The following is an 18399-nucleotide window of genomic DNA, read 5'->3' as shown; positions in this document are numbered from 1 at the left end:
GCCATCCGGGCACCGTATCCGAACGCCGTTTCGGACCCACGTGATTAGCTGACCGCTGCAAACTGAGTTGAGCCCGCGATCTTGCGGCTTGGTCGGGATCGCGGGCGTGCTCGCGGACGGGTTCATGGGAGGGCTCAGGTCGATGCACCCCGATCTGGACAAGGCAGTGGGACCAGGCGCGGTCTTGGCTGGGGACCGTCGCACCTTCTCCGTCATGACGCTCGTGGGCGGGTTCGCGGGCGCACTCGCATACGGGCTCGTGTTCGAGCTCTTCAATGGGTCCCAGGCCGGGCTCGCGAACGGGCTCGTGCTCACGTTCGGGCTCGGGCCTGTTGCGAAAGTGGGCGTTGGGCTTATGGAGTCCATGGAATTGCTGGACGGCGAGGGACGTTGATCACTTCATGACTCAACGCCCAGCGCCTCGCTCACTGTCCGACGAAGCCCTTTCCAGCTTGCTTGGCCAGCAGCAGTTCGGCACGCTCGCCACCATCAAGCGCAGTGGCCACCCCCACCTGACCACCATGGTGTACAGCTGGGACCCCGAAGCCCGCATTGTGCGGTTCTCGACCACGGCCGACCGGGTCAAAGTCCAGCACCTGCGGCGCAATCCCCGTGCGGCGCTGCATGTGCCGGGCGGCGATGTGTGGTCGTTTGCTGTCGCCGAAGGCGAGACCGAGGTCTCTGAGAGCACGACGGTTCCTGGGGACGCGGTGGGGCGGGAACTGCTCGGGATGATCCCGAAGGCCGGGCGGCCCGAGGACGAAGCCGCGTTCCTGGAAGAGTTGGTTGCCGAGCGTCGGGTGGTCATCCGGCTGAAGGTGGACCGACTGTACGGCACGGTGCTCGAAATCGACGGTTAGGACATATCGGTTCCGTGCGAGCTGCGGCACCCCTTCGAGCATCGCCTGGCCCCATCTGCACGGCGGCCTGGACGCCGCGGTCGCGATCAAAGACGCCGACAGCCTCCGCGCCGCCGGTGATCTTGCCGCCCTTGGGGTCTCCTCGGGCCCCTGCGGGGCCGCCGCGCTCGCCGGTCTCCGCGCGGTGCTCACCGGCGTGGGCGCCGAAGAGCGTCGTACGGCACTGGGCCTCGACACGACGTCGGTGGTCGTCCTGCTGAGCACCGAGGGCGCGGCCGCCAACCCGCGCTCTGCCATCGCCAACTGAACGCGCGACACCCGTCGGCGTGCGTCGTCGCCACCCCGTCCCTGACCCCTGAGGCGGTAACAGGACTTCGGAAGGTCCCTCATGCTCCCCGAGACCCCCTCGACCTCAGCACCAGCCGATTCCCCGGACTCCGACTCCGGCCGCCTGCTGGCCGGACTGATCTCCATCGATTCGGTCAACCCCGATCTCGTACCCGGTGGGGCCGGTGAGCGGGCCGTCGCCGACTTCTGCGGCGCGTGGCTGGCCTAGCGTGGCTTCGAGGTGCACAGGCTGGAGAAGCGCCCTGGCAGGCCCTCGCTCGTCGCGATCGCCCGCGGCACCGGCGGCGGCCGTACGCTCATGCTCAACGGACACCTCGACACCGTCAGCCTCGCCGATTACGACGGCGACCCGCTCGACCCGCGGATCCGCGACGGCAGGATGTACGGCCGCGGCACCTTCGACATGAAGGGCGGCATCGCCGCCATGATGGTCGCCGCAGCCCGCGCCACCGCCCACGGCCCGCTGCGGGGCGATGTCGTTCTCGCCCTCGTCGCCGACGCCGGTCGCCTGCCCCGTGCTCCCCGGTCGGTGAGACGGCCTCCGTCACAGCTCGAACAGCCGTGCCCCGTTGTCGTGGCAGACGCCCCGCAGCCAGGCGTCTCCGAGCCCCAGCCGCTCCAGGGCCGCCAGCTGATGGACGTACGGGTAAGGGATGTTGGGGAAGTCACTGCCGAGCAGGATCCTCTCGCCCAGGTCGGCCAGCCGGGGCAGCGCCCGCTGCGGGAACGGCGCGGACCGCTCGGCAAAGTCGGTGAACGCCATCGTGGTGTCAAGCCGCACCTCCTCGTACCGCTCGGCGAGGTCGAGGAAGTCTTCGTACTCCGGCATGCCCATGTGGGCGACGACGAGCCGCAGCCGGGGGTGCCGGGCGAGCATGCGGGCGACCGGCCCGGGTCCGGTGTGCTTGCCGGGCGCGGGTCCGGATCCGCAGTGCATCACTACGGGGATCCCCGCCTCGGAGAGAAGACCCCAGGCGGGGTCGAGGGTCTCGTCAGCGGGGTCGTACGCCCCTACCTGTAGGTGCGCCTTGAAGACCCGTGCGCCCGCCTCGACCGCTTCCCGGACGTAGATCTCCACGCCCGCCTCGGGGAAAAGGGTCGAGGTGTGCAGGCAGTCGGGGGTACGCCGGGCGAAGTCGGCGGCCCACTGGTTGAGCCATTCGGCCATGCCCGGCTTGTGCGGATAGAGCATCGCGGTGAAGGCACGGACCCCGAACTTTCGCAAGACGGCAAGGCGTTCGGTCTCCTCATGGCGATAGGTGATGGGCCACTCGATGCCGCCGGTCACGGGGCTGAGGGAGTCGAAGTAGCCCCAGACCTTGCGCAGCACGCGTTCGGGCATGAAGTGGGTGTGGACGTCGACGAGTCCTGGCAGCCCGAGCCGCTCCTGGAACCGCCGGATCTCGGCCGCCTCGCCCACCGAGTCACCTGTTTCCGTCATGTGGCTCTCACACTCCTGGGTGTGCTCCGACCTGCCCTGGGCAGAGAGTACGTTCCGAACGGGTGACGTGCGTGGTGGCAGAGGAGTTCCGCCCACGACCGGGAGTCGCCCCGGGCTGATCCTGGGCCGTGCGCACACTGCGCATCGGCGGTGGCCCCTTCGCCGGTGGCCAGGGGCGCGATTCTGAGCCTCGGCCCAAAAGGCGGTGCCACTCCTCTCAACACCTGGGCGGGCAGCCGTTCCCGGTCCTCGAACGCCTCGGCTGCCACGGGGATGCCCGGGCGGTGTCGCGCGGCGTCTCCTCAGCGCAGGCGGCCAGGACGAGGCGGGCGGAGTGGTAGATCGAGCCGAGCGGTGGCTTCTGTGTTTGGCCGGCCCGCGGAGGCTGGTCACGTGCAGGCCCCGTTTGCTGATCATGCCAGACGCGCACGGCCGGTGGCGCCGCTCGGGCAAGAGCGGACGTAGGGGTCCGGCACCTACCCACTCGGCTGCGCGGCCACCTTCGGCCCGGGAGTGCCAGGCCCTCGTCCGCGCCCATGACGGGCCTGTGGGTCAGAACCATTCGGGCCGGCAGTCCCCTGCGGTGCGGTCCAGGCTGTCGAGCAGGTCGAACTGCGGTCCGGTCCGCGGGAGTTCCACTCGGAAGAAGTACCGGGCCGCCTGCCGCTTGCCCTCGTGGAAGTCATCCGCGTCGTCCCCCAGCGCGAGGAACTGCTCCAGCCAGATCCAGGCCAGCACCACATGGCCGAGGGCTTCGAGGTAGACGGAGGCATTGGCCAGGGCGGTGGCGGGGTCTCCGGTGGACCACAGCGTGGCGGTGGTCCGCTCGGTCCGGGCCGCGGCCTGTTCCAGGTGGGCGGCCAGTTCGGCCGCCTCGCCGCCGACCGCCGTGGCCCGGGCGGCGGTTGCAGCGAGCGTCTCAAGGAGGAGTTTCAGTCCTGCGCCGCGGTTCATGACCACCTTGCGGCCGAGCAGATCCAGCCCCTGGACGCCGTGGGTGCCCTCGTGGATGGGGTTGAGGCGGTTGTCCCGGTAGAACTGCTCGACGTTGTACTCGCGGGTGTAGCCATAGCCGCCGTGCACCTGGATGGCGAGGTCGTTGGCGGCCAGACACCACTGCGCCGGCCAGCTCTTGGCGATGGGCGTCAGGATGTCGAGCAGCAGCCGGGCGCGGGCCCGCTCGGGCTCCTGCTCGGCGGTGCGCTCCTCGTCGAGCAGGCGGCTGCAGTACAGGCTGAGCGCGAGGGCGCCCTCCGTGTAGCTCTTCTGGGCCAGCAGCATCCTGCGTACGTCGGCGTGTTCGATGATGGGGATCTGCGGGGCGTTCGCGTCCTTGCCCGTCAGTGGGCGGCCCTGCGGGCGGGTGCGGGCGTAGTCGAGAGCGTGCAGGTAGCCGGTGTAGCCGAGCGCGGTGGCGCCCAGCCCGACGCCGATGCGGGCCTCGTTCATCATGTGGAACATGTACGCAAGCCCGTGGTGGGCCTCGCCCACCAGGTAGCCCACCGCGCCCGGAGCGCCGCCCGGGGTGTACCGGCCCTCACCGAAGTTGAGCAGGGTGTTGGTGGTGCCTCGGTAGCCCATCTTGTGGTTGAGACCGGCCAGCACTACGTCATTGCGCTCCCCCAGGCCCCCGTCCGCCTCGACGAGGAACTTGGGCACGATGAACAGCGAGATGCCCTTCACGCCCGCCGGCCCGCCGGGGATCTTGGCGAGAACCAGGTGGACGATGTTCTCGCTGAGCTCGTGGTCGCCGGCGGAGATCCACATCTTGGTGCCGGTGATCCGGTACGTACCGTCGTCCTGCGGCACGGCCCGGGTGGTGATGTCGGCCAGCGAGGAACCCGCCTGCGGCTCGGAGAGGCACATGGTGCCGAAGAAGCGGCCCTCGACCATGGGCCGCACGTAGTCCTCGACCTGCTCCTTGCTGCCGTGCGCCTGGAGCAGGTTGGCGTTGCCGACGGTGAGGAACGGATACGCGGCAGTGCCGACGTTGGCGGCCTGGAACCAGGCCATGCAGGCGTTGGCAACCACAGTGGGCAGCTGCTGCCCACCGACCTCGTAGTCCATGGCTGCGCCGGTCAGACCGGCCTCGGCGAAGACCCGCAGGGCCTCCTTGACCTCCGGGATGATGTGCACCCGCTCGCCGTCGAAGCGGGGCTCTTCGGCGTCGTTCTTCTTGTTGTGCGGGGCGAAGTGCCGGGTCGCGATGGCCTCACTGAGGTCCAGCACGGCGTCGAAGGTGTCCCGGTCGTGGTCGGCGTAACGGGACCGGCGGGTCAGGGCCGTGACGTCCAGCCAGTCGTGGAGCAAGAAGTCCAGGTCTCGGCGGGAGAGCAGCAGGGAGTCCATGGGGCGGTTCCGATCGGGGGGGACGGTGAGAACGGGAACAGGCAGGCGTCAGACGGTGGTGCCGATGCCGCCGTCGACGGGGATCACCGCGCCGGTGACGTACGCTCCGGCCCGGCTGGACAGGTAGACCGCCACGCCGGCCATGTCGTCGGGGCGCCCGATCCGACGCAACGGAGCGGACTCGACCACGGTGTCCCCCTGTGCCTTCAGTGTGGCGGCCATCATCTTGGACTCGAACGGGCCGGGTGCGATCGCGTTGACGGTGATGCCCTGCGGGCCGAGCTCTTTGGCCAGGACGCGCGTCAGGTGGTGCAGTCCGGCCTTGCTCGCCGCGTAGGAGTAGGCCGGCAAAGCGCCTACGTGAAGACCGTCGATGGAGCCGACGTTGATCACACGGGCCGGATCGTCGTGGGAGCCGGCTTTGCGCAGCAGCGGCAGCAGGGCCTGCGTCAGCAGGAAGGGGCTGCGCAGGTTGAGGTCCATGACCTTGTCCCAGCCGCTGACCGGGAATTCATCCAGTGGCGCACCCCAGCTCGCGCCGGCGTTGTTGATCAGGACGTGCAACTGCTCCTCCCGCTCGCCGATCTCCGTGGCAAGCCCGTGGCACTCCTCCTCGCGCGACAGGTCAGCGGGCAGGGCGACCGCCTCGCCCAGCGCGGAGAGCTCACGCACGGCCTCCTCGCACGCCGCGGCACTGCGGGAACTGACGTAGACCCGGGCCCCGGCTTCGACCAGGCCGCGGGCGATCATCAGGCCAATACCGCGGGACCCTCCCGTGACCAGCGCAGTTTTGCCAGAAACGGAGAACAGTGCGGTCACGGCAGACTCCAAGAGCAGTGCTAGGCGGTATTGAGGCGTGCTCGCGCAAGCCTCTGCCGCAGACTAAGCGGTTGCTTAGATCGCGTCAACCGGAAGTCAGCTGCAAGTCCCGAACGGCGCATCCCCCGCCCGCGGCCTGAGGCGGGTCACCACATCACCTGCCTCGGCCTGTCGCGTCAGAAGTGAGCGCAGCCGTTCGATCTCGTCGTACTGGGCAGCCGATCGCGAGATCGCCAGGACCCTGAACTCTGCCAGCTTCGCCAGTTCGCTGTCCCGCCGGGAAACCCGGTCGCCCAGGCGATCGGCAGCGGGGAGCGAGTGCGCGCAGCACCATGGCCCTGGCCGGTTCTGGTCTGGTGACGAAGACCCTCTCATCAGGAACCTTGGCGGCGCGGCAGCGTTCACGGTCTCTCCGACGGCGGTTTCGGCGCCGGATTCCTCCCGGCCTCGTTCTTCGACTGCTCGGCCACCGAATGGTCGCGCGTGGAACCAGGGTGCCGTCGGCGATGAGGACGGTGTCCCTGCGGAACCGGCTCCGCTGCCGGAGCGCCAATAGCGGACCGAGGTGATCAATGATGCGGTCTGCGGCCGACTTGGAGATACCGAACAGCGGCGCCGCGATCGTCCAGCGACAGCTCCAGGGCCGGCCGCGGCGTCGATCTGCAACCTGATCACGTCGTACTGCGGCTACCAACTTGCCGAAGCAGCGCGGGCTCAGCCCCGTAGAGGGACCTGTCCAGGACGGCACCGACGCCGTGATCACTCCAGCCACACTGTGATGGATTTCAGCCGAGGCGAGGTCGCTGAGCAGGTAGCCATGGTCCACGGATCAGCAACCAGCGTCTCTCCTTGGTCCGGGATCAGGCCCAAAATGATGCCCATGGCCGACGAAGAGCGATACGAGGCAGAAGCACCCACATTTTTGTCATCAGCAACCGAGGTGGCTCGCCTGCTGAACTTCGACTACGCGGCCGGCGTGCCGGATGACCGACGGGCGCGACACCTGGCCCATGCAGTGCGCAAGCCACTTCTCGACCGCGTCAGTCTGCCCGAGGAGTTCTTCCTGCCGTTGATGGCCGCAGCCGTCTACGACCCGGACCCCAGCTTCTGCCGCTGGTTCGTCGAGCCGGCGCTCTACGCATTCGGACGGCGCCGGGTCATGACGGCACTGCTCAACTATCTGCGGACCGGTACGGACGCGGAGCGAGCGGGCGCCAAGCGGGCCTGGTACTGCGCCCACCTGTCACTGCGCGCAGACCGGTCTCCGGCATACGCACCTGATGGAAGTCGTGATCCAGCCTTGGACGTGTCCCACGACGTGGTGGTCAAGTGGCTGGAGTGCGCAGCCTCACCGGACCGCAACCAAGCCTGATCCCACACAGGTGGTTACGGGACAAGCTTGAGACGATCACGTAGAAAGGGTCGTGGTCAATGACGTGCGTTCTTGCCGCGCCATGCGGTGATGGTTCCGCCTTGGGCCTTGTTCTCGTTGACCTTCACCCAGGTGCGTATCGTATGCGGATCTGTTGCCGATCAGTCGGTGCGGTCGCTCAGGCCCAGCGCCTTCGGGTAGTCGCTGGGGAAGTCCCTGGGCATGCCTGGCACGTCGATGGTGCGCCCATACACGCCGACCAGGAACTCGACGGCACCGACCGGATACTCCGACCAGTCCCCGTTGTCTCCGCGGACGACCACCGGCCATGCGTCCGGGTCCACGGGACTCGTCCTCCAGTAGAAGGAATCTCCCGCATTGGACTCCGCCCAGCAGATCAGGCCTCCCGGCTGCGGGAAGGGGACATACCCCTCGGTGTCGCCCATCTCGAACAGATCCTGAAGGATCTCGTCCTCCCTTGACGCGGACGCCCATGACGCCTCGGCACCGGGCCGGGGGACGGACACCACCAGGAAGTCGTCGACGACCAGGACCGGATACGCCTCCGCCAGAAAGCGGAAGTCCGAGGGCAGCCCCGCCCCAAGGCCCGCCTCGAGGGCGGCCCAGTTCACCCTGCGCCCCCCAGGCACACGCCACCGTGTCATCGACGGAAGCAGAGCCTCCAGCTCTTCGACCCTCAGCATGCCGCCTGCCAATCCTGGCTGTTGTAGACCACAAAGTCGTCGAACAGTACTCCGTCCTCGGTGTAGGGCATGGTGACGCTGCCCACCACGCGTTGATCACTGGCTCGATGGACAGCTGGCAACCGCAGCACCCTGGGCGTGACCTGGTTGCAGCCCGCCCGGCCTTCACGGCTTGGATCACCACCGGGCCACACCGCTGGCCGCACGGTCCGAACTGCGCCAGTTAGTCTGAAGAAGCTGCAGGTCACGGCCAATGCCGACGGAAGCATCGAATGGAAGGTCTCGATCGACTCCACCGTCTGCCGAGCTCACCAGCACGCCGCCGGGGCCCGCAAAAAAAGGGGCTCTCGATTCGGCCCCTCCGGCCGTGGTAGTCGACGGTGCGGGGGTCCAGGCCCATGTAGCGGGCGATCCGCTTGGTGGGGTAGCCGAGCAGGTGGCGCAGGACCGATCACGGTGAACTGGCGGGTGGGCAGTTCCAGGATCGCCTCGTACAGGCCGCCGCCGCTGCTGTTGAGCTCGAGCTGGCTGCGGACCGTCTCGAGGTTCTTCGCTATCGGGCCGTTGATGAGGAAGGCCCTCGGTCGTCCGTCCTCATCGAGGGGGCGGGCAACGCCGTGGTGCAGCACGGCAAGCGTCTGCTGTTCGAGGTCTCCCTGCTGCAGCAGCTCGTAGAAAAGCGTCGGGGTTCCGCTGGCTGGCGTTCCTCGGATCAAGGCCAAGAGGAGTTCTCAGCCAGCTTGGCCGATGGTCACGGTGCGGGATCCCGGAGCGAAGTCGCCGAAGGACTGTTCCCAGGACTCGCCCGGCCAGTAGTAGGTCACGCGGCCCTCGGAGGGCCGGTAATGGGCGGTGTAGACGGTTCCCAGGCCCTCGTCGTATGCGGATTGGTACAGCGGCGGCTTCAGCATCGCCGCCACATCCGTGCCGGCTGCGCGAATGGCGCTCAGCCGCTCCTGGGTCCGGGAGAACTGCTCCTGCTCGTCGGGCACCGGCATGTGCTGATGGTTGGCAGCGCAGGCGTCTGTTGCCTCAGTCAGTGAGATATCCGGCCCCACGAACACCGTCCGTGCCTGCTCGGGGTCGACAAGGGTGACGTTCTGCGGGATTGCGATCGGTATGGACTTCAGCTTGCCGACTGCCTCGTCAACGGTGGTACACGTCTCCAACAGGTAGCGCAGGACGATGAGGATGGCGAAGCCCGGGCCGTGGACGAATCGCCCACCGAAAGTGAGTGAGACCGCGAGCCCGGCGTCGTTCATCCCGTCCAGCAAGCCCCAGGCGGCATCCTGCATTCCGATCACCGGTCGCAGGAAGTGGGAGGAAACAATGGTGCCCTCACACTCATCGGGGCTGAAGTCGTAGTTGCGCAGCAGAGTGCCACTGTCACCGATCTGGGTGCAGCCCGAGAAGAACGGTCGCAAGGTCGCCAGGGTGAGGAAGGTCCCTCCTTCGGGCCGGTCGAGCTGACCGGCGAGGCGATCGAGCACGGGGACCAGCTCCGGCATGTGCTCCTCGAACAGCCTCCGAGCACGGTCCGCGCCCTCTGAGGTCCGGCTCTCCTCGGTCATCCACTCCTCCGCGAGCGGCCACAAAGCCTGTGTATGGGTGGCCCATCGCTCGTCGCTTCCGTCGCCGATCTCGATAGCACGGAAGGTCTTCTGCTGTTGGCTCATGGCTGCCGCTCCCTTGCGGATGTCCGGTGAAGTGATGGCAACCTAACTAATTTCGCGGGTAGTTCACCAGATCAGGCATGGTCGGTAAAGGCATCCGAGGTATCCACAGATCACCTCGAACGGCATATCAGGGTGCGGCCCTCGCCGCGCAGGACCAGGGGCAGCGGCCGACCCGCACCACAGGCATTCCCCTCAACTTGTCATGTAGAGCTCAGACGCGGCTTTCTCAGGATCTCCCCGGCCTGTGCGAGCGGCTGCGGGTCTACAGGCACGTCGAATATGGCAACCTGAGCCACGAGCTGCGCTTCGACAACGCCCGGTGAGGCGCGTACTACGACCACTCGGTCCGGGCGCTGACCTCCGGAGTCGACGACATCATCAACGTGCCTGTGCGCAGGAGCGAGCTGGATGCCCTGCTGTATGCGCTCCCCCGCTCCGACCGCCTCCGCAGCCACCGAGCAGCGGCTCGACGCCGGTGGGGGCGTGGAGAACACCGAGCGCCTCGCGGCGGCCATGAAAAAGCGTTCGGGCAGGCCGCTCGCGCGGCCACTCGCCGGCTCCGTCTCAGCTGCTCAGCTTGACCGCGCGACGCAGGTCGTCGACGTACACCTCGGGCTGCTCCCAGGCCGCGAAGTGGCCGCCGGCAGGGTGTTCCACATAGTCGCAGAGGTTCAGGAACGCCTCGGCGTAGCTCCGCGGCTCCGGTTTGGTGTCGCGCTGGAACACGGACAGTACGGTCGGGGTGTCGATCCGGTCGGGGATGGCGGCCGGTTCGGTGTAGGTGGCGAAGGAGGTGCCGATCGTGCCGGTGATCCAGTATGCGGTGACCCAGGTGAGGAGTTCGTCCGTCGTGAAGGCCGAATCGTCGGACCAGGACTCCAGTTTCTCGACGATCCACGCCGCGAGGCCGGCAGGTGAGTCGCCAAGGGCAACAGCGAGCGTGTTCGGCCGTGTCGACTGCTCGGCGATGTATCCGCCCTCGGCCCGGAACCACTGCGCCGTCCGGCCGAGGTAAGCCGCCGCGTCCGGCGCGAGTTTCGCCGGGTCGGCGGTGAGCGCACGCTGCGGGGCGATGTTCGTGAGGTGCAGCGCGGTTACGCGGTCCGGGTGTTCGGCTGCGAGGAGTTCCGCGACGGTGCCGCCCACGTCGCCGCCGGACACCGTGTACCGCGAGTAGCCGAGCTCGTCGAGAGCATCCGCGACGATCCCGGCGATCTGGTTGGCCGACATGCCGGGCTTGGTGAGCGGGGCCGCGAACGGGAAGCCCGGCAGCGCCGGAACCACCACGTGCATGTCCGCGAGCAGAGGCAGGACGCGCTCGAACCGCAGCACCGAGTCGGGCCAGCCGTGCAGTAGCACGACGACCGGAGCGCCGGGATCCGCGGACCGCTGGTGGATCACTCGTAGATCGGTGTCGCCCGCCCGCACGGTAGCCCAGGGGAACGCGCCGATGCGGCGCTCGTGCACGCCCCAGTCGTATCCGTTCGCCCAGTGTTCGAGCAGTTCGTCGAGGCGGGCGCTGCGGATGCCGCGCGTCGCGTCGTCACTCCACGGCGTCGTGACGCGCCGCGTCCGCTGGAGTCGTTCCCGGATATCCTTTTCCATGTGTATCAGCGTACACATAATGTGTATGCTCGTACACATGAGCTTGCGCAATGCGGACACCACCCGGCACAGGATCCTGGAGCACGCGCGACGTCTGTTCGCCCAGCATGGGTACACGGCGGTCACGGTGAAAGGCGTGGCCGACGCGGCCAGTGTGTCGCCCAACCTCATCACCCGTTATTTCGGTGGCAAGGATGGGCTCTTCCTGGCGGCGACCCGGGTGGAGATCCCGGTCTCGAACTCCTTCGACGGCGAGCGGTCCGCGCTGGGTTCGCGTCTCGCGGCGAGCATCGTCCAACGCTGGTTCGGTCCACTCGGGGAGGATCCGCTGCTCGTACTGCAGCGCGCGTCCGGCGAACGCCCGGAGGCAGCGGAGGCGCTGGCCGCCTTCCTCGACACGCATTCGCTGGAACCGCTGTACCGCTACCTCCGCGACAGCGGTCTGGACGAGGCGAACGCCCGCAGCCGAGCCGCAGCGATCGACGCCTTCGTGCTCGGCGTCTCGACCCGCCGCCGAATCCTGCGTTCCGAACTCGGCGACCCCGCCAACCTCCAGGCCTGGCTGAGCACCACCATCCAACGCCTCGCCGACGGTTGACCAACGGCCCAGCACTGCTGCGATCAGAGTCATCGACATGAGCGCAGAAGCAGGAAAGGAACATCACCGGAATTGGCCAATGAGCGGGAGCTGCCGAGCAGTCGGGGCCACTGGGGGCGGCCGACGAATTGGGCACGCTCAACCTGATCGCCGAGGAGGCCCGGGCCAGGCCGCGGACCCTTCACCGTCTCGACCATGCCCGAAGGCGACGCGCTCAAGGACATCATCACCAAGTACGACCTGCCCGGCGAGCTGACCGGCGCCGGCGAGATCCGCAACGGCTTCGTCCACCTCCACGTCGTCCTGGGCGTCGACGGCGATCGGGCCATCGCCGGACCGCCGGAATCCAGTCGGGCGACCGACGCCCTAAAGGAAGCACCATCGCCCGGCGGGGCCGGACTGCAGACGGCTGGAGGACTCCCCTCTCCCTGGAGGATTCTCTTCTCCCTGGAGGGCAGCCGCCAACGCCTGTTCGACGTCGACACCCGGATCAACTCGCCGTCCAGTGCACACCGTCCTCGAGGTACTCCCCGAGTTCGTTGACATCGCCCTGCTCAACGAGCGCTGCGACCCCCTGCACGGACAGCACTTCGACCCGCGCACCGTCGAGTTCTCCGATCCGGAGGACGATTCCGACGAGGTCGAGCCTGTACGGCGCTCCACGACGGCCAACCTCACTACCTGCTTCACCCGGCTGCTGCTGAGCACGTTCGCGGATGTCTTACAGCGATGGTGGAACGACGAGCGGGACGCACAGCTGCAGCGCGTCAACCTGGCCGGCCACCCCCGTCTGCTTGAAGTAGCCACACTGTTCGTCGACCCGGACGAGCAAGCGCTGGTGCGGGACACACTGCAGCGCGTGCTGCAAGGCGTGGCGTCGGCCGAGGAGGCACGGCTGTGCGCGGTGCCGCTCGACTGCGACTGGGACTTCGCCCGAGCCTGCCACGAACATCAGATACCACGGGCGCCCGTTCGACGACGCTCTGCAGCGCCTGAAGAAGCGCGCGCAGCACCTGGCCGACGAGGGCGGCCAGACAGCGGTCCGAACCCAGCAGGCCGTCCGCTCGCAGGAATCGAAGGTCGGCCGCATGAACGGACCGATCGACCTCCTTTCGCGCAGAGGGGCCCCCGCCTGCGGCGTGGCCCCTCTGCGGCTGGACTGGGAAGTCCAGGTGGAGCTAGGGGGTGCCGGATCTTTCCAAGGCCGGGCCCCACCGGTCGCTCATGGTGGTGCTTGCCGGATCAGGGACGCACATCGACGTAGTCGCCGGTGGCCTTGGCCGGGCCGGTGGTGTTGGTGCCGGTGAAGCTCCAGCGCCAGTAGCCGTCCTTGACTGCCTTGACCGTGGTGCGAAGGGTGCCGGTGCCGCTGGTGTTCACCGTGGCCACCGTGGTGTAGGTGCTGCTTCCCTTCGGGCGGAACTGCAGTTTCACGGCTTGGCCCGCGTATCCCGCATACCGGTAGGTGTCCCAGTTGGCCCGCACGAGCTTGCCGGTGATGGTGATACGAGCACCCTTGGCCACCGGTTCCGGTGAGGCGTTGACTGTGAGCCGCGCAGCACGCTTGAGGCCGAAGGACCCCACGCCGGGGGCAAAAGCGGAATCGCCGTCGTTGGCGTCGACCAAGGCGTCGACTGACCATGTTCCCGCGTTGGCGTTGGCCAGGTCCACTGGGTCGTCGCTGCCCGGAGCCGGGTGAGGGTTGACGGCGAACGCCGTCGTGCATGCCGTCGCGGTCTCGCAGAACGCATCGGTGGTGTAGAAACCGCCGTGCGGCCCCTTCAGATCCACATCGGCGAAAGCCAGACCGGAGTCATCCGATCCGGTGACCGAGACCGAGAACTGCACGCTGTGCGTGATACCTACGATGACGTCGTGTCCGGAGTTGATGGTGGCACCGCTGACCACCACCGGGTCGCTGGGCGCGCCATCGGACGCGGCATCGGCCGAGGCGCCGGCCCCCGCCAGCAAAACGGCAACGGCCCCCACCACGACACCGCGGTTTGTGGCGCGACCGACGGACTTGCGCCGTATGGCACGTGCGGCGGCGATGGGCGGGGCGATGTCGCGCCCGCCGCTTTGTCTGTCGCCAAGTGGTGCGGCGAAGCGGCTCATGAATCCTCCCAGGGATGACAGGCCTTGCTACCAACCGCACCGCGCGCGAAGGCAGTTGATGGCGAGTGCAGGAGACCGATGTGTGTCACTCCCTACGACTGCCGAACCGGCCCGATCGTTGCCCCGGGCCCGGGCGGGAAAACAACCAGCCCCCCCGCCAAGGGCGCGGGTGCTGTGCGCGCTCGGCATCCGCGGTACGGGCCGCTCCATGTCCCGCCGCATCACCGGGCACTTCGTCACCATGGACAACATCCGCGCCGCCGACGCAAACGCCCTGCAGCAAGTCGCGGGCATCGGCGCCGAGAAAGCACCCGCCGTTGTCGCCGAACTCGACGAACTGTCCGGGGCTGATCGACAGACTCACAGCGGCCGGGGTGAACATGACGAACCCGGCGCCGCTCCCCCACCCACAGCCGGCGAAGACACCTCCGAGGCCGACGAGGGCTCCGGTGGGGTCCCGGCCGGCGGTGCACTTGCCGGGATGACGGTGGTGGTAACCGACACGATGACGGACCGCTGGAGCAGCTCAGCCGCAACCAGACGAACGAACTCATCGGGCGGGCTGGCGGACGCTCATCCTCCACTGTGTCCACAAAGACCACCCTCGTCACCGCCGGGGAAGGCGCTGGATCCAGGCACCGGTCTGCGGCCTCCGCCGGGCGGCTGGCGGGCTCGATCGCGAGAAGGGGTCCCAGCCGCTGGATGACCCGGCACACGGTGTCCAGGATGACTCCGACCGTGATCACACCAGTCACGCCAAGATCATCTCACCTGTGGCCGCCTCGTTCACCGGACTGAGCCCGCGTCAGTTCAGCAAGCTGATCACAGCATTGTGGCGGGAGGGCACGGACCCGGTGCGCAAGGGCCGGCCGTGGAAGCCTGCCGCTGGAGGACCGGGTCCTGCCAAGGCCGCCGTCGGCAAGGCGACCGTGATCGCGGACTGCAGTTACCGAGAAACCGGCCTGGTCATCCTGTACCGCCGCGAGCGCGGCCAGGCCGAACTGACACCCTCCTCGAAGGCGCCGTTACTGTAAGGAGCGCAGAGCAGCACCGCATCAGGTCTCTCCCCTAGGTGTTGACGATTCGATACTCGGCGATGAGCCAGCAGCAGCCCCGGCGCGATCGTTCCGCTCAAAGCACTATCCGCCCACTTCGGTTCGGACATGAGGTAGGCACGGCTGCCCATGTCGGAGATTCCGCGTGGAGTTGACGTCGAATCAGGAATGCGAGCTGCGTATGCGGACGTCCTGCGTCACGGTGCGCACCTATGTACCTCCCCTTGTGCGGCAGCATTCTTCGCGTCGATCTTGGTGCGGGGTAGGCTCGGCGGATATGACACGGGTTGCGGTAGTGGGTGTGGGGGCGGTGGGCGGCGTTGTGGCCGCGGGGCTGATGGCGACCGGGCGGATAGAGGTGACCGCTTGCGTGCGTTCGCCGCTGGGCGGGTTGCGCATCGTACGCCCCGACGGGTCGGCTCTTGAGACGTCTGTTCCTGAGGTCACCGACCCCGTCGAGGTCTCGGCGGTGGAGTGGGTGGTGCTGGCGACCAAGGCCTACCAGACGGCCGCAGTGGGACCGTGGCTCAGCCGACTGTGCGGTGCGGGCACCCGGGTCGTGGTGCTGCAGAACGGCGTGGAGCACCGTGAGCGCGTCGCGCCGCTGGTCGGCGCCGCCCACGTCGTTCCGGCCGTGGTGGAGATCTCGGCCGAGTCACAGCGCCGCGGCCAGATCCGGCTGTTCGGCCGGCCACGGCTCACCGTGCCCGAGGATGGTGACGGCGCCGACTTCTCGGCGCTGTGTCAGGGCAGCGGTATCGAGGTCTCGCCAACCGGCGACTTTGTCACCGCTGCCTGGACGAAACTGTGCCTGAACGCGGCGAACGGTGCCGTTACCGCGCTGACGATGCAACGGATGCCGGTCTTCGCCAATCCGCGCATCGCCCAGTTGGGACGGGCGCTGGTGGAGGAGGCACGGCAGGTCGCCGCCGCGTCGGGCGCACGCCTTCCCGATGACCTGGCCGACCAGGTCATCGCCCGGTTGCGAGCGATGCCGCCCGAGTCCGGTAGCAGCATGCTGTGGGACCGCCTGGCAGGCCGTGAGTTGGAATACGACGCCCGCAACGGGGCGGTGGTGCGCGCGGGCGCCCGCCTCGGCATTCCCACGCCGTACAACGCCACCGTCACCGCGCTGTTGGAAGCCGTGAGCGCACACGGAAACGCTTCGTAGCGTCCCTCCCCCTGGCGCTTTCCAGGGGGACGGGGGATGAGGCCGGGCCGTCGACGACGCGCAGCCAACAGTGGCCCGAGTCCGCCACAGGGACCAGCACACTGCCCATGCCACCGCTCAGCCAGTGGGAGCTTGACCCGGAATGTGGTCGGAGGTGAGTAACTGTGGCCCGGTCGGGGTCCCCGCACACCTGTATTCCTGGCAGCCCGGCGAGGTCGTGGCGGATCCGCTCGAGCGTCGGACCAGCAGCGTCCTCCAGAAAGGTCAGTCTGATCCGTGTGCCCTGCGCTCCGACGGCGGCCAGGGCCCGCGCTGCGAACCGTAGGTGCTCGCCAGGTGCTGGTGCTCGAAGAGCCGGTTGCCGGTGTCCCGGCCGGCGGTCACCAGGCCGAAGATCTGGAAGTGGGCGAGCATTCCCGGGTCGTTGAAGCTCTGGGAGCGAGTGACCCGCTGACTCGCCGCCGGCCGGGCTGGCACACTCGAACGCGGATCGGCGGCCAGGGCCAGCGAGCGCCGGTGCGCTGCCTCCAGCGCCAGTGCGTTCGTGGGGTCGGCGGCCACTTCGCTGCCCCGAACGGTCGCGACTACCTTGCGCGGATCCACGGTCGCCACGGCGGAATGCCCGGCCGGCGGCACGACCGGGGCGAGCACGAGGACCTCGAAGCCGTCGGGCAACGCCGACAGCAACACGTCCTCGGTGCCGCGCAGCGCGGTGAACTCGACCGGCGCCGGGGCCACGAACCGGTCGCTGCGATAGCGCCGCATCACCGCGGTCGGCGAGAGCCGGTCCGCCCGGCGCCGGAACACCTCCAGCAGCAGCGTGGTCAGATCCGCGCCGGACATCCCGCTGGCCAGCAGTTCCACCAGTTCCGGGGCGTCGGCCCGTGCCAGAACCCGACGCAGCGCCGGGTTTACCGGGGGTCTCCGGTGAGGTCATCGCGCGTCATGAGCGTCGAGTATCACCGTTCGTAAATCCGCTGGGCCAGTGAGTTTCTGACGCTTCGACGGGCAAGCCACCACAGGCTCAGGGCGCTCGACCAGAACGCCGTTCTCGAACCGGGCGCCCGCACGGACCAGGGGCACCAGGTGGGCTCCGGTGATCGCCCGCCAGCGGGCGTGGGCGGACTCGATCCAGCCTTCCGCGAACGCTTCCACCGGGACAGCTTCGGGCAGCACGCTCACCCTCACGGCCTTCGTCTTGTTCGGTGCACCTTGGTCGGAGCACATGATCAGACGAGGGCCGCCTCAGCGTCCGGTGAATGCCCGGGTGAGCGATCCGGTTCGAGACACCGTTCGGCATTGGGAGCGAGGAGCGGGCGGAAGTGCCTCAGTCGGCGAGCAGGGCGTGCACCCACTGGTCTTCGCGCTGTTCGATGTATTCGGCGTCGCTTCGCCAGGCATCGCCGTGGCCTGCGGCCCACAGAGTTGCCCAGGGCTGGACACCCCGGGCGGCCTGGTCGCGCAGGAAGTCGTGCATGGAACGCGTACGGCGCCCCAGCAGAGGGACCAGCCGACGGCGTTCGGCTTCATCGAGGCCGTAGGCGTTGGCGAAGACTCGCAGTCGGTCTCCCGCGTCGCGGCGTTGCCAGTCAGGATGCGCGGACAACGGGATGAACCCGTGCATGGCATACGCGACGTCCCACAGGCGGGAACCGGGGCCGGCGGTGTCCCAGTCGATGAACGCCCACTGGGACTCGTCTGCGACCACAAGGTTCCATGGGGCCAGATCGTGATGGGCGATGATGTCGCTGCCCTCGGCGGGGATCAGCACCTGCCAGTGCGCGTCGGGTGGTGGCGTGAAGTCCTGCACCGCATCGTGGAAGTCCCGGACCAGTCGTGCCACGCGAGCCAGTTGCCGGACGGATTCCAGCAGAGAGAACCGGTCGGGCCAGACCACATGTCCCGGCACGAAGGTCAGGACCTCGCGCCCCCGGTCGTCGATGCCCAAAGGACGGGGCGCCGCACGGAATCCCACCTCGTTGAGGTGGGTGAGCAAGGCGTGCACTGCGGGAGTCCACGGTCCGGCCGGACGGCGGACGGTATCTCCGACTCGAACGACGCCATCACTGACGTTGCCGCCGGACAACGGCTGTTCTTCATCATGCTGCACCGAACCAGTGTGTCTGATCAGGCCGCCGTGATCACCCCATTAAAAGGGAGCACCGGGGAGGTGCAGAGGTTAAGGACCAAGGTCAGAGCCTGTTGCGATGCCGAGCGGTGCGGATCAGTTCGGCTGCGCGCAGAGTGGTCGCGCGTTCGTCGGCGCTGGGAAGTGCGCTGCCGACG

At 68.2% G+C, this 18399-nt stretch carries 19 protein-coding genes and 6 pseudogenes; 11 read left to right on the top strand and 14 right to left on the bottom strand.

The features are described 5' to 3' along the window. The first annotated feature begins 88 nt into the window (after positions 1-88). The 5 genes and pseudogenes from ACH45E_RS06775 to ACH45E_RS06755 form a co-directional block, all read left to right on the top strand. Positions 89-394, top strand: a complete 306-nt coding sequence (locus tag ACH45E_RS06775; protein ID WP_361443918.1) for a hypothetical protein — start codon at positions 89-91, stop codon at positions 392-394. A gap of 7 nt (positions 395-401) precedes the next feature. Next, positions 402-860, top strand: a complete 459-nt coding sequence (locus tag ACH45E_RS06770) for a TIGR03618 family F420-dependent PPOX class oxidoreductase (protein WP_361443921.1) — start codon at positions 402-404, stop codon at positions 858-860. Positions 861-879: 19 nt separating this feature from the next. After that, a pseudogene (locus ACH45E_RS06765) lies at positions 880-1167 on the top strand (diaminopropionate ammonia-lyase); the annotation flags it as partial. A gap of 81 nt (positions 1168-1248) precedes the next feature. Next, a complete protein-coding gene (locus tag ACH45E_RS06760) occupies positions 1249-1416 on the top strand; it encodes a hypothetical protein (protein WP_361443924.1) in 168 nt (55 codons plus the stop codon). 90 nt (positions 1417-1506) lie between these two features. Beyond that, positions 1507-1695: pseudogene (locus ACH45E_RS06755) on the top strand (M20/M25/M40 family metallo-hydrolase); the annotation flags it as partial. A gap of 57 nt (positions 1696-1752) precedes the next feature. Here ACH45E_RS06755 and ACH45E_RS06750 read toward each other — a convergent pair. The 4 genes and pseudogenes from ACH45E_RS06750 to ACH45E_RS06735 form a co-directional block, all read right to left on the bottom strand. Then, on the bottom strand, positions 1753-2649 hold the full coding sequence (locus tag ACH45E_RS06750) for an amidohydrolase family protein (RefSeq protein ID WP_361443927.1): 897 nt from the start codon (positions 2647-2649) through the stop codon (positions 1753-1755). Between the two features lie 552 nt (positions 2650-3201). Then, complete coding sequence (locus tag ACH45E_RS06745) at positions 3202-4998, bottom strand: acyl-CoA dehydrogenase (RefSeq protein ID WP_361443930.1); 1797 nt, start codon at positions 4996-4998, stop codon at positions 3202-3204. Positions 4999-5046: 48 nt separating this feature from the next. Continuing rightward, positions 5047-5748: an SDR family oxidoreductase gene (locus ACH45E_RS06740; RefSeq protein ID WP_399040128.1), complete on the bottom strand. Its 702-nt coding sequence runs from the start codon at positions 5746-5748 to the stop codon at positions 5047-5049. 518 nt (positions 5749-6266) lie between these two features. Further along, positions 6267-6589: pseudogene (locus tag ACH45E_RS06735) on the bottom strand (IS5/IS1182 family transposase); the annotation flags it as partial. A gap of 108 nt (positions 6590-6697) precedes the next feature. On the opposite strand from ACH45E_RS06735, the gene ACH45E_RS06730 reads away from it, so the two are divergent. Next, positions 6698-7189 (top strand): hypothetical protein, encoded by a 492-nt coding sequence (locus tag ACH45E_RS06730; protein ID WP_361443936.1) that lies wholly within the window; start codon positions 6698-6700, stop codon positions 7187-7189. Positions 7190-7350: 161 nt separating this feature from the next. Here the strand turns inward: ACH45E_RS06730 and ACH45E_RS06725 are convergent, their stop codons facing one another. The 5 genes from ACH45E_RS06725 to ACH45E_RS06705 form a co-directional block, all read right to left on the bottom strand. Beyond that, the gene (locus ACH45E_RS06725; protein ID WP_361443939.1) at positions 7351-7821 is read right to left on the bottom strand and encodes a hypothetical protein; all 471 of its coding nucleotides are present in this window, start codon (positions 7819-7821) and stop codon (positions 7351-7353) included. A gap of 65 nt (positions 7822-7886) precedes the next feature. Next, the gene (locus tag ACH45E_RS06720) at positions 7887-8189 is read right to left on the bottom strand and encodes a hypothetical protein (protein WP_399040125.1); all 303 of its coding nucleotides are present in this window, start codon (positions 8187-8189) and stop codon (positions 7887-7889) included. After that, a complete protein-coding gene (locus tag ACH45E_RS06715) occupies positions 8138-8305 on the bottom strand; it encodes a hypothetical protein (protein ID WP_399040221.1) in 168 nt (55 codons plus the stop codon). The genes ACH45E_RS06720 and ACH45E_RS06715 overlap by 52 nt, the downstream gene beginning before the upstream one ends. 319 nt (positions 8306-8624) lie before the next feature. Beyond that, entirely contained in the window at positions 8625-9569 is a 945-nt protein-coding gene (locus ACH45E_RS06710) for a C45 family peptidase (RefSeq protein WP_361443942.1), read from the bottom strand. A 564-nt stretch (positions 9570-10133) separates the two neighbouring features. After that, positions 10134-11174: an epoxide hydrolase family protein gene (locus ACH45E_RS06705; RefSeq protein WP_361443945.1), complete on the bottom strand. Its 1041-nt coding sequence runs from the start codon at positions 11172-11174 to the stop codon at positions 10134-10136. Between the two features lie 37 nt (positions 11175-11211). On the opposite strand from ACH45E_RS06705, the gene ACH45E_RS06700 reads away from it, so the two are divergent. Beyond that, on the top strand, positions 11212-11772 hold the full coding sequence (locus ACH45E_RS06700) for a TetR family transcriptional regulator (RefSeq protein WP_361443948.1): 561 nt from the start codon (positions 11212-11214) through the stop codon (positions 11770-11772). Positions 11773-11967: 195 nt separating this feature from the next. After that, positions 11968-12315: a hypothetical protein gene (locus ACH45E_RS06695; RefSeq protein WP_361443951.1), complete on the top strand. Its 348-nt coding sequence runs from the start codon at positions 11968-11970 to the stop codon at positions 12313-12315. Between the two features lie 699 nt (positions 12316-13014). On the opposite strand, the gene ACH45E_RS06690 is transcribed toward ACH45E_RS06695, so the two are convergent. After that, the gene (locus ACH45E_RS06690; RefSeq protein WP_361443954.1) at positions 13015-13887 is read right to left on the bottom strand and encodes a calcium-binding protein; all 873 of its coding nucleotides are present in this window, start codon (positions 13885-13887) and stop codon (positions 13015-13017) included. A gap of 157 nt (positions 13888-14044) precedes the next feature. Between ACH45E_RS06690 and ACH45E_RS06685 the strand changes: the two are divergent. Then, positions 14045-14556 (top strand): annotated as a pseudogene (locus ACH45E_RS06685) (helix-hairpin-helix domain-containing protein); the annotation flags it as partial. On the opposite strand, the pseudogene ACH45E_RS06680 reads toward ACH45E_RS06685, so the two are convergent. Further along, positions 14526-14621, bottom strand: a pseudogene (locus ACH45E_RS06680) (IS5/IS1182 family transposase); the annotation flags it as partial. The pseudogenes ACH45E_RS06685 and ACH45E_RS06680 overlap by 31 nt on opposite strands. Before the next feature lie 168 nt (positions 14622-14789). Here ACH45E_RS06680 and ACH45E_RS06675 point away from each other — a divergent pair. Both ACH45E_RS06675 and ACH45E_RS06670 read left to right on the top strand, forming a co-directional pair. After that, positions 14790-14891: pseudogene (locus tag ACH45E_RS06675) on the top strand (IS5/IS1182 family transposase); the annotation flags it as partial. Between the two features lie 328 nt (positions 14892-15219). Further along, on the top strand, positions 15220-16113 hold the full coding sequence (locus ACH45E_RS06670) for a 2-dehydropantoate 2-reductase (protein WP_361443957.1): 894 nt from the start codon (positions 15220-15222) through the stop codon (positions 16111-16113). Positions 16114-16377: 264 nt separating this feature from the next. On the opposite strand, the gene ACH45E_RS06665 is transcribed toward ACH45E_RS06670, so the two are convergent. From ACH45E_RS06665 to ACH45E_RS06655, 3 genes are all read right to left on the bottom strand, one after another. Then, on the bottom strand, positions 16378-16977 hold the full coding sequence (locus ACH45E_RS06665; protein ID WP_361443960.1) for a hypothetical protein: 600 nt from the start codon (positions 16975-16977) through the stop codon (positions 16378-16380). Positions 16978-17046: 69 nt separating this feature from the next. Next, entirely contained in the window at positions 17047-17295 is a 249-nt protein-coding gene (locus tag ACH45E_RS06660) for a hypothetical protein (protein WP_399040122.1), read from the bottom strand. 145 nt (positions 17296-17440) lie between these two features. Continuing rightward, a complete protein-coding gene (locus ACH45E_RS06655) occupies positions 17441-18199 on the bottom strand; it encodes a phosphotransferase (RefSeq protein WP_361443963.1) in 759 nt (252 codons plus the stop codon). Between the last annotated feature and the right edge of the window lie 200 nt (positions 18200-18399).

Source organism: Streptomyces sp. NPDC020299 (genome assembly GCF_044387825.1).
In the GTDB taxonomy this organism is placed as follows: Bacteria; Actinomycetota; Actinomycetes; order Streptomycetales; family Streptomycetaceae; genus Streptomyces.
The sequence above is the reverse complement of the archived record's forward strand: the minus strand, read 5'-3'. Positions and strand labels throughout refer to the sequence as shown.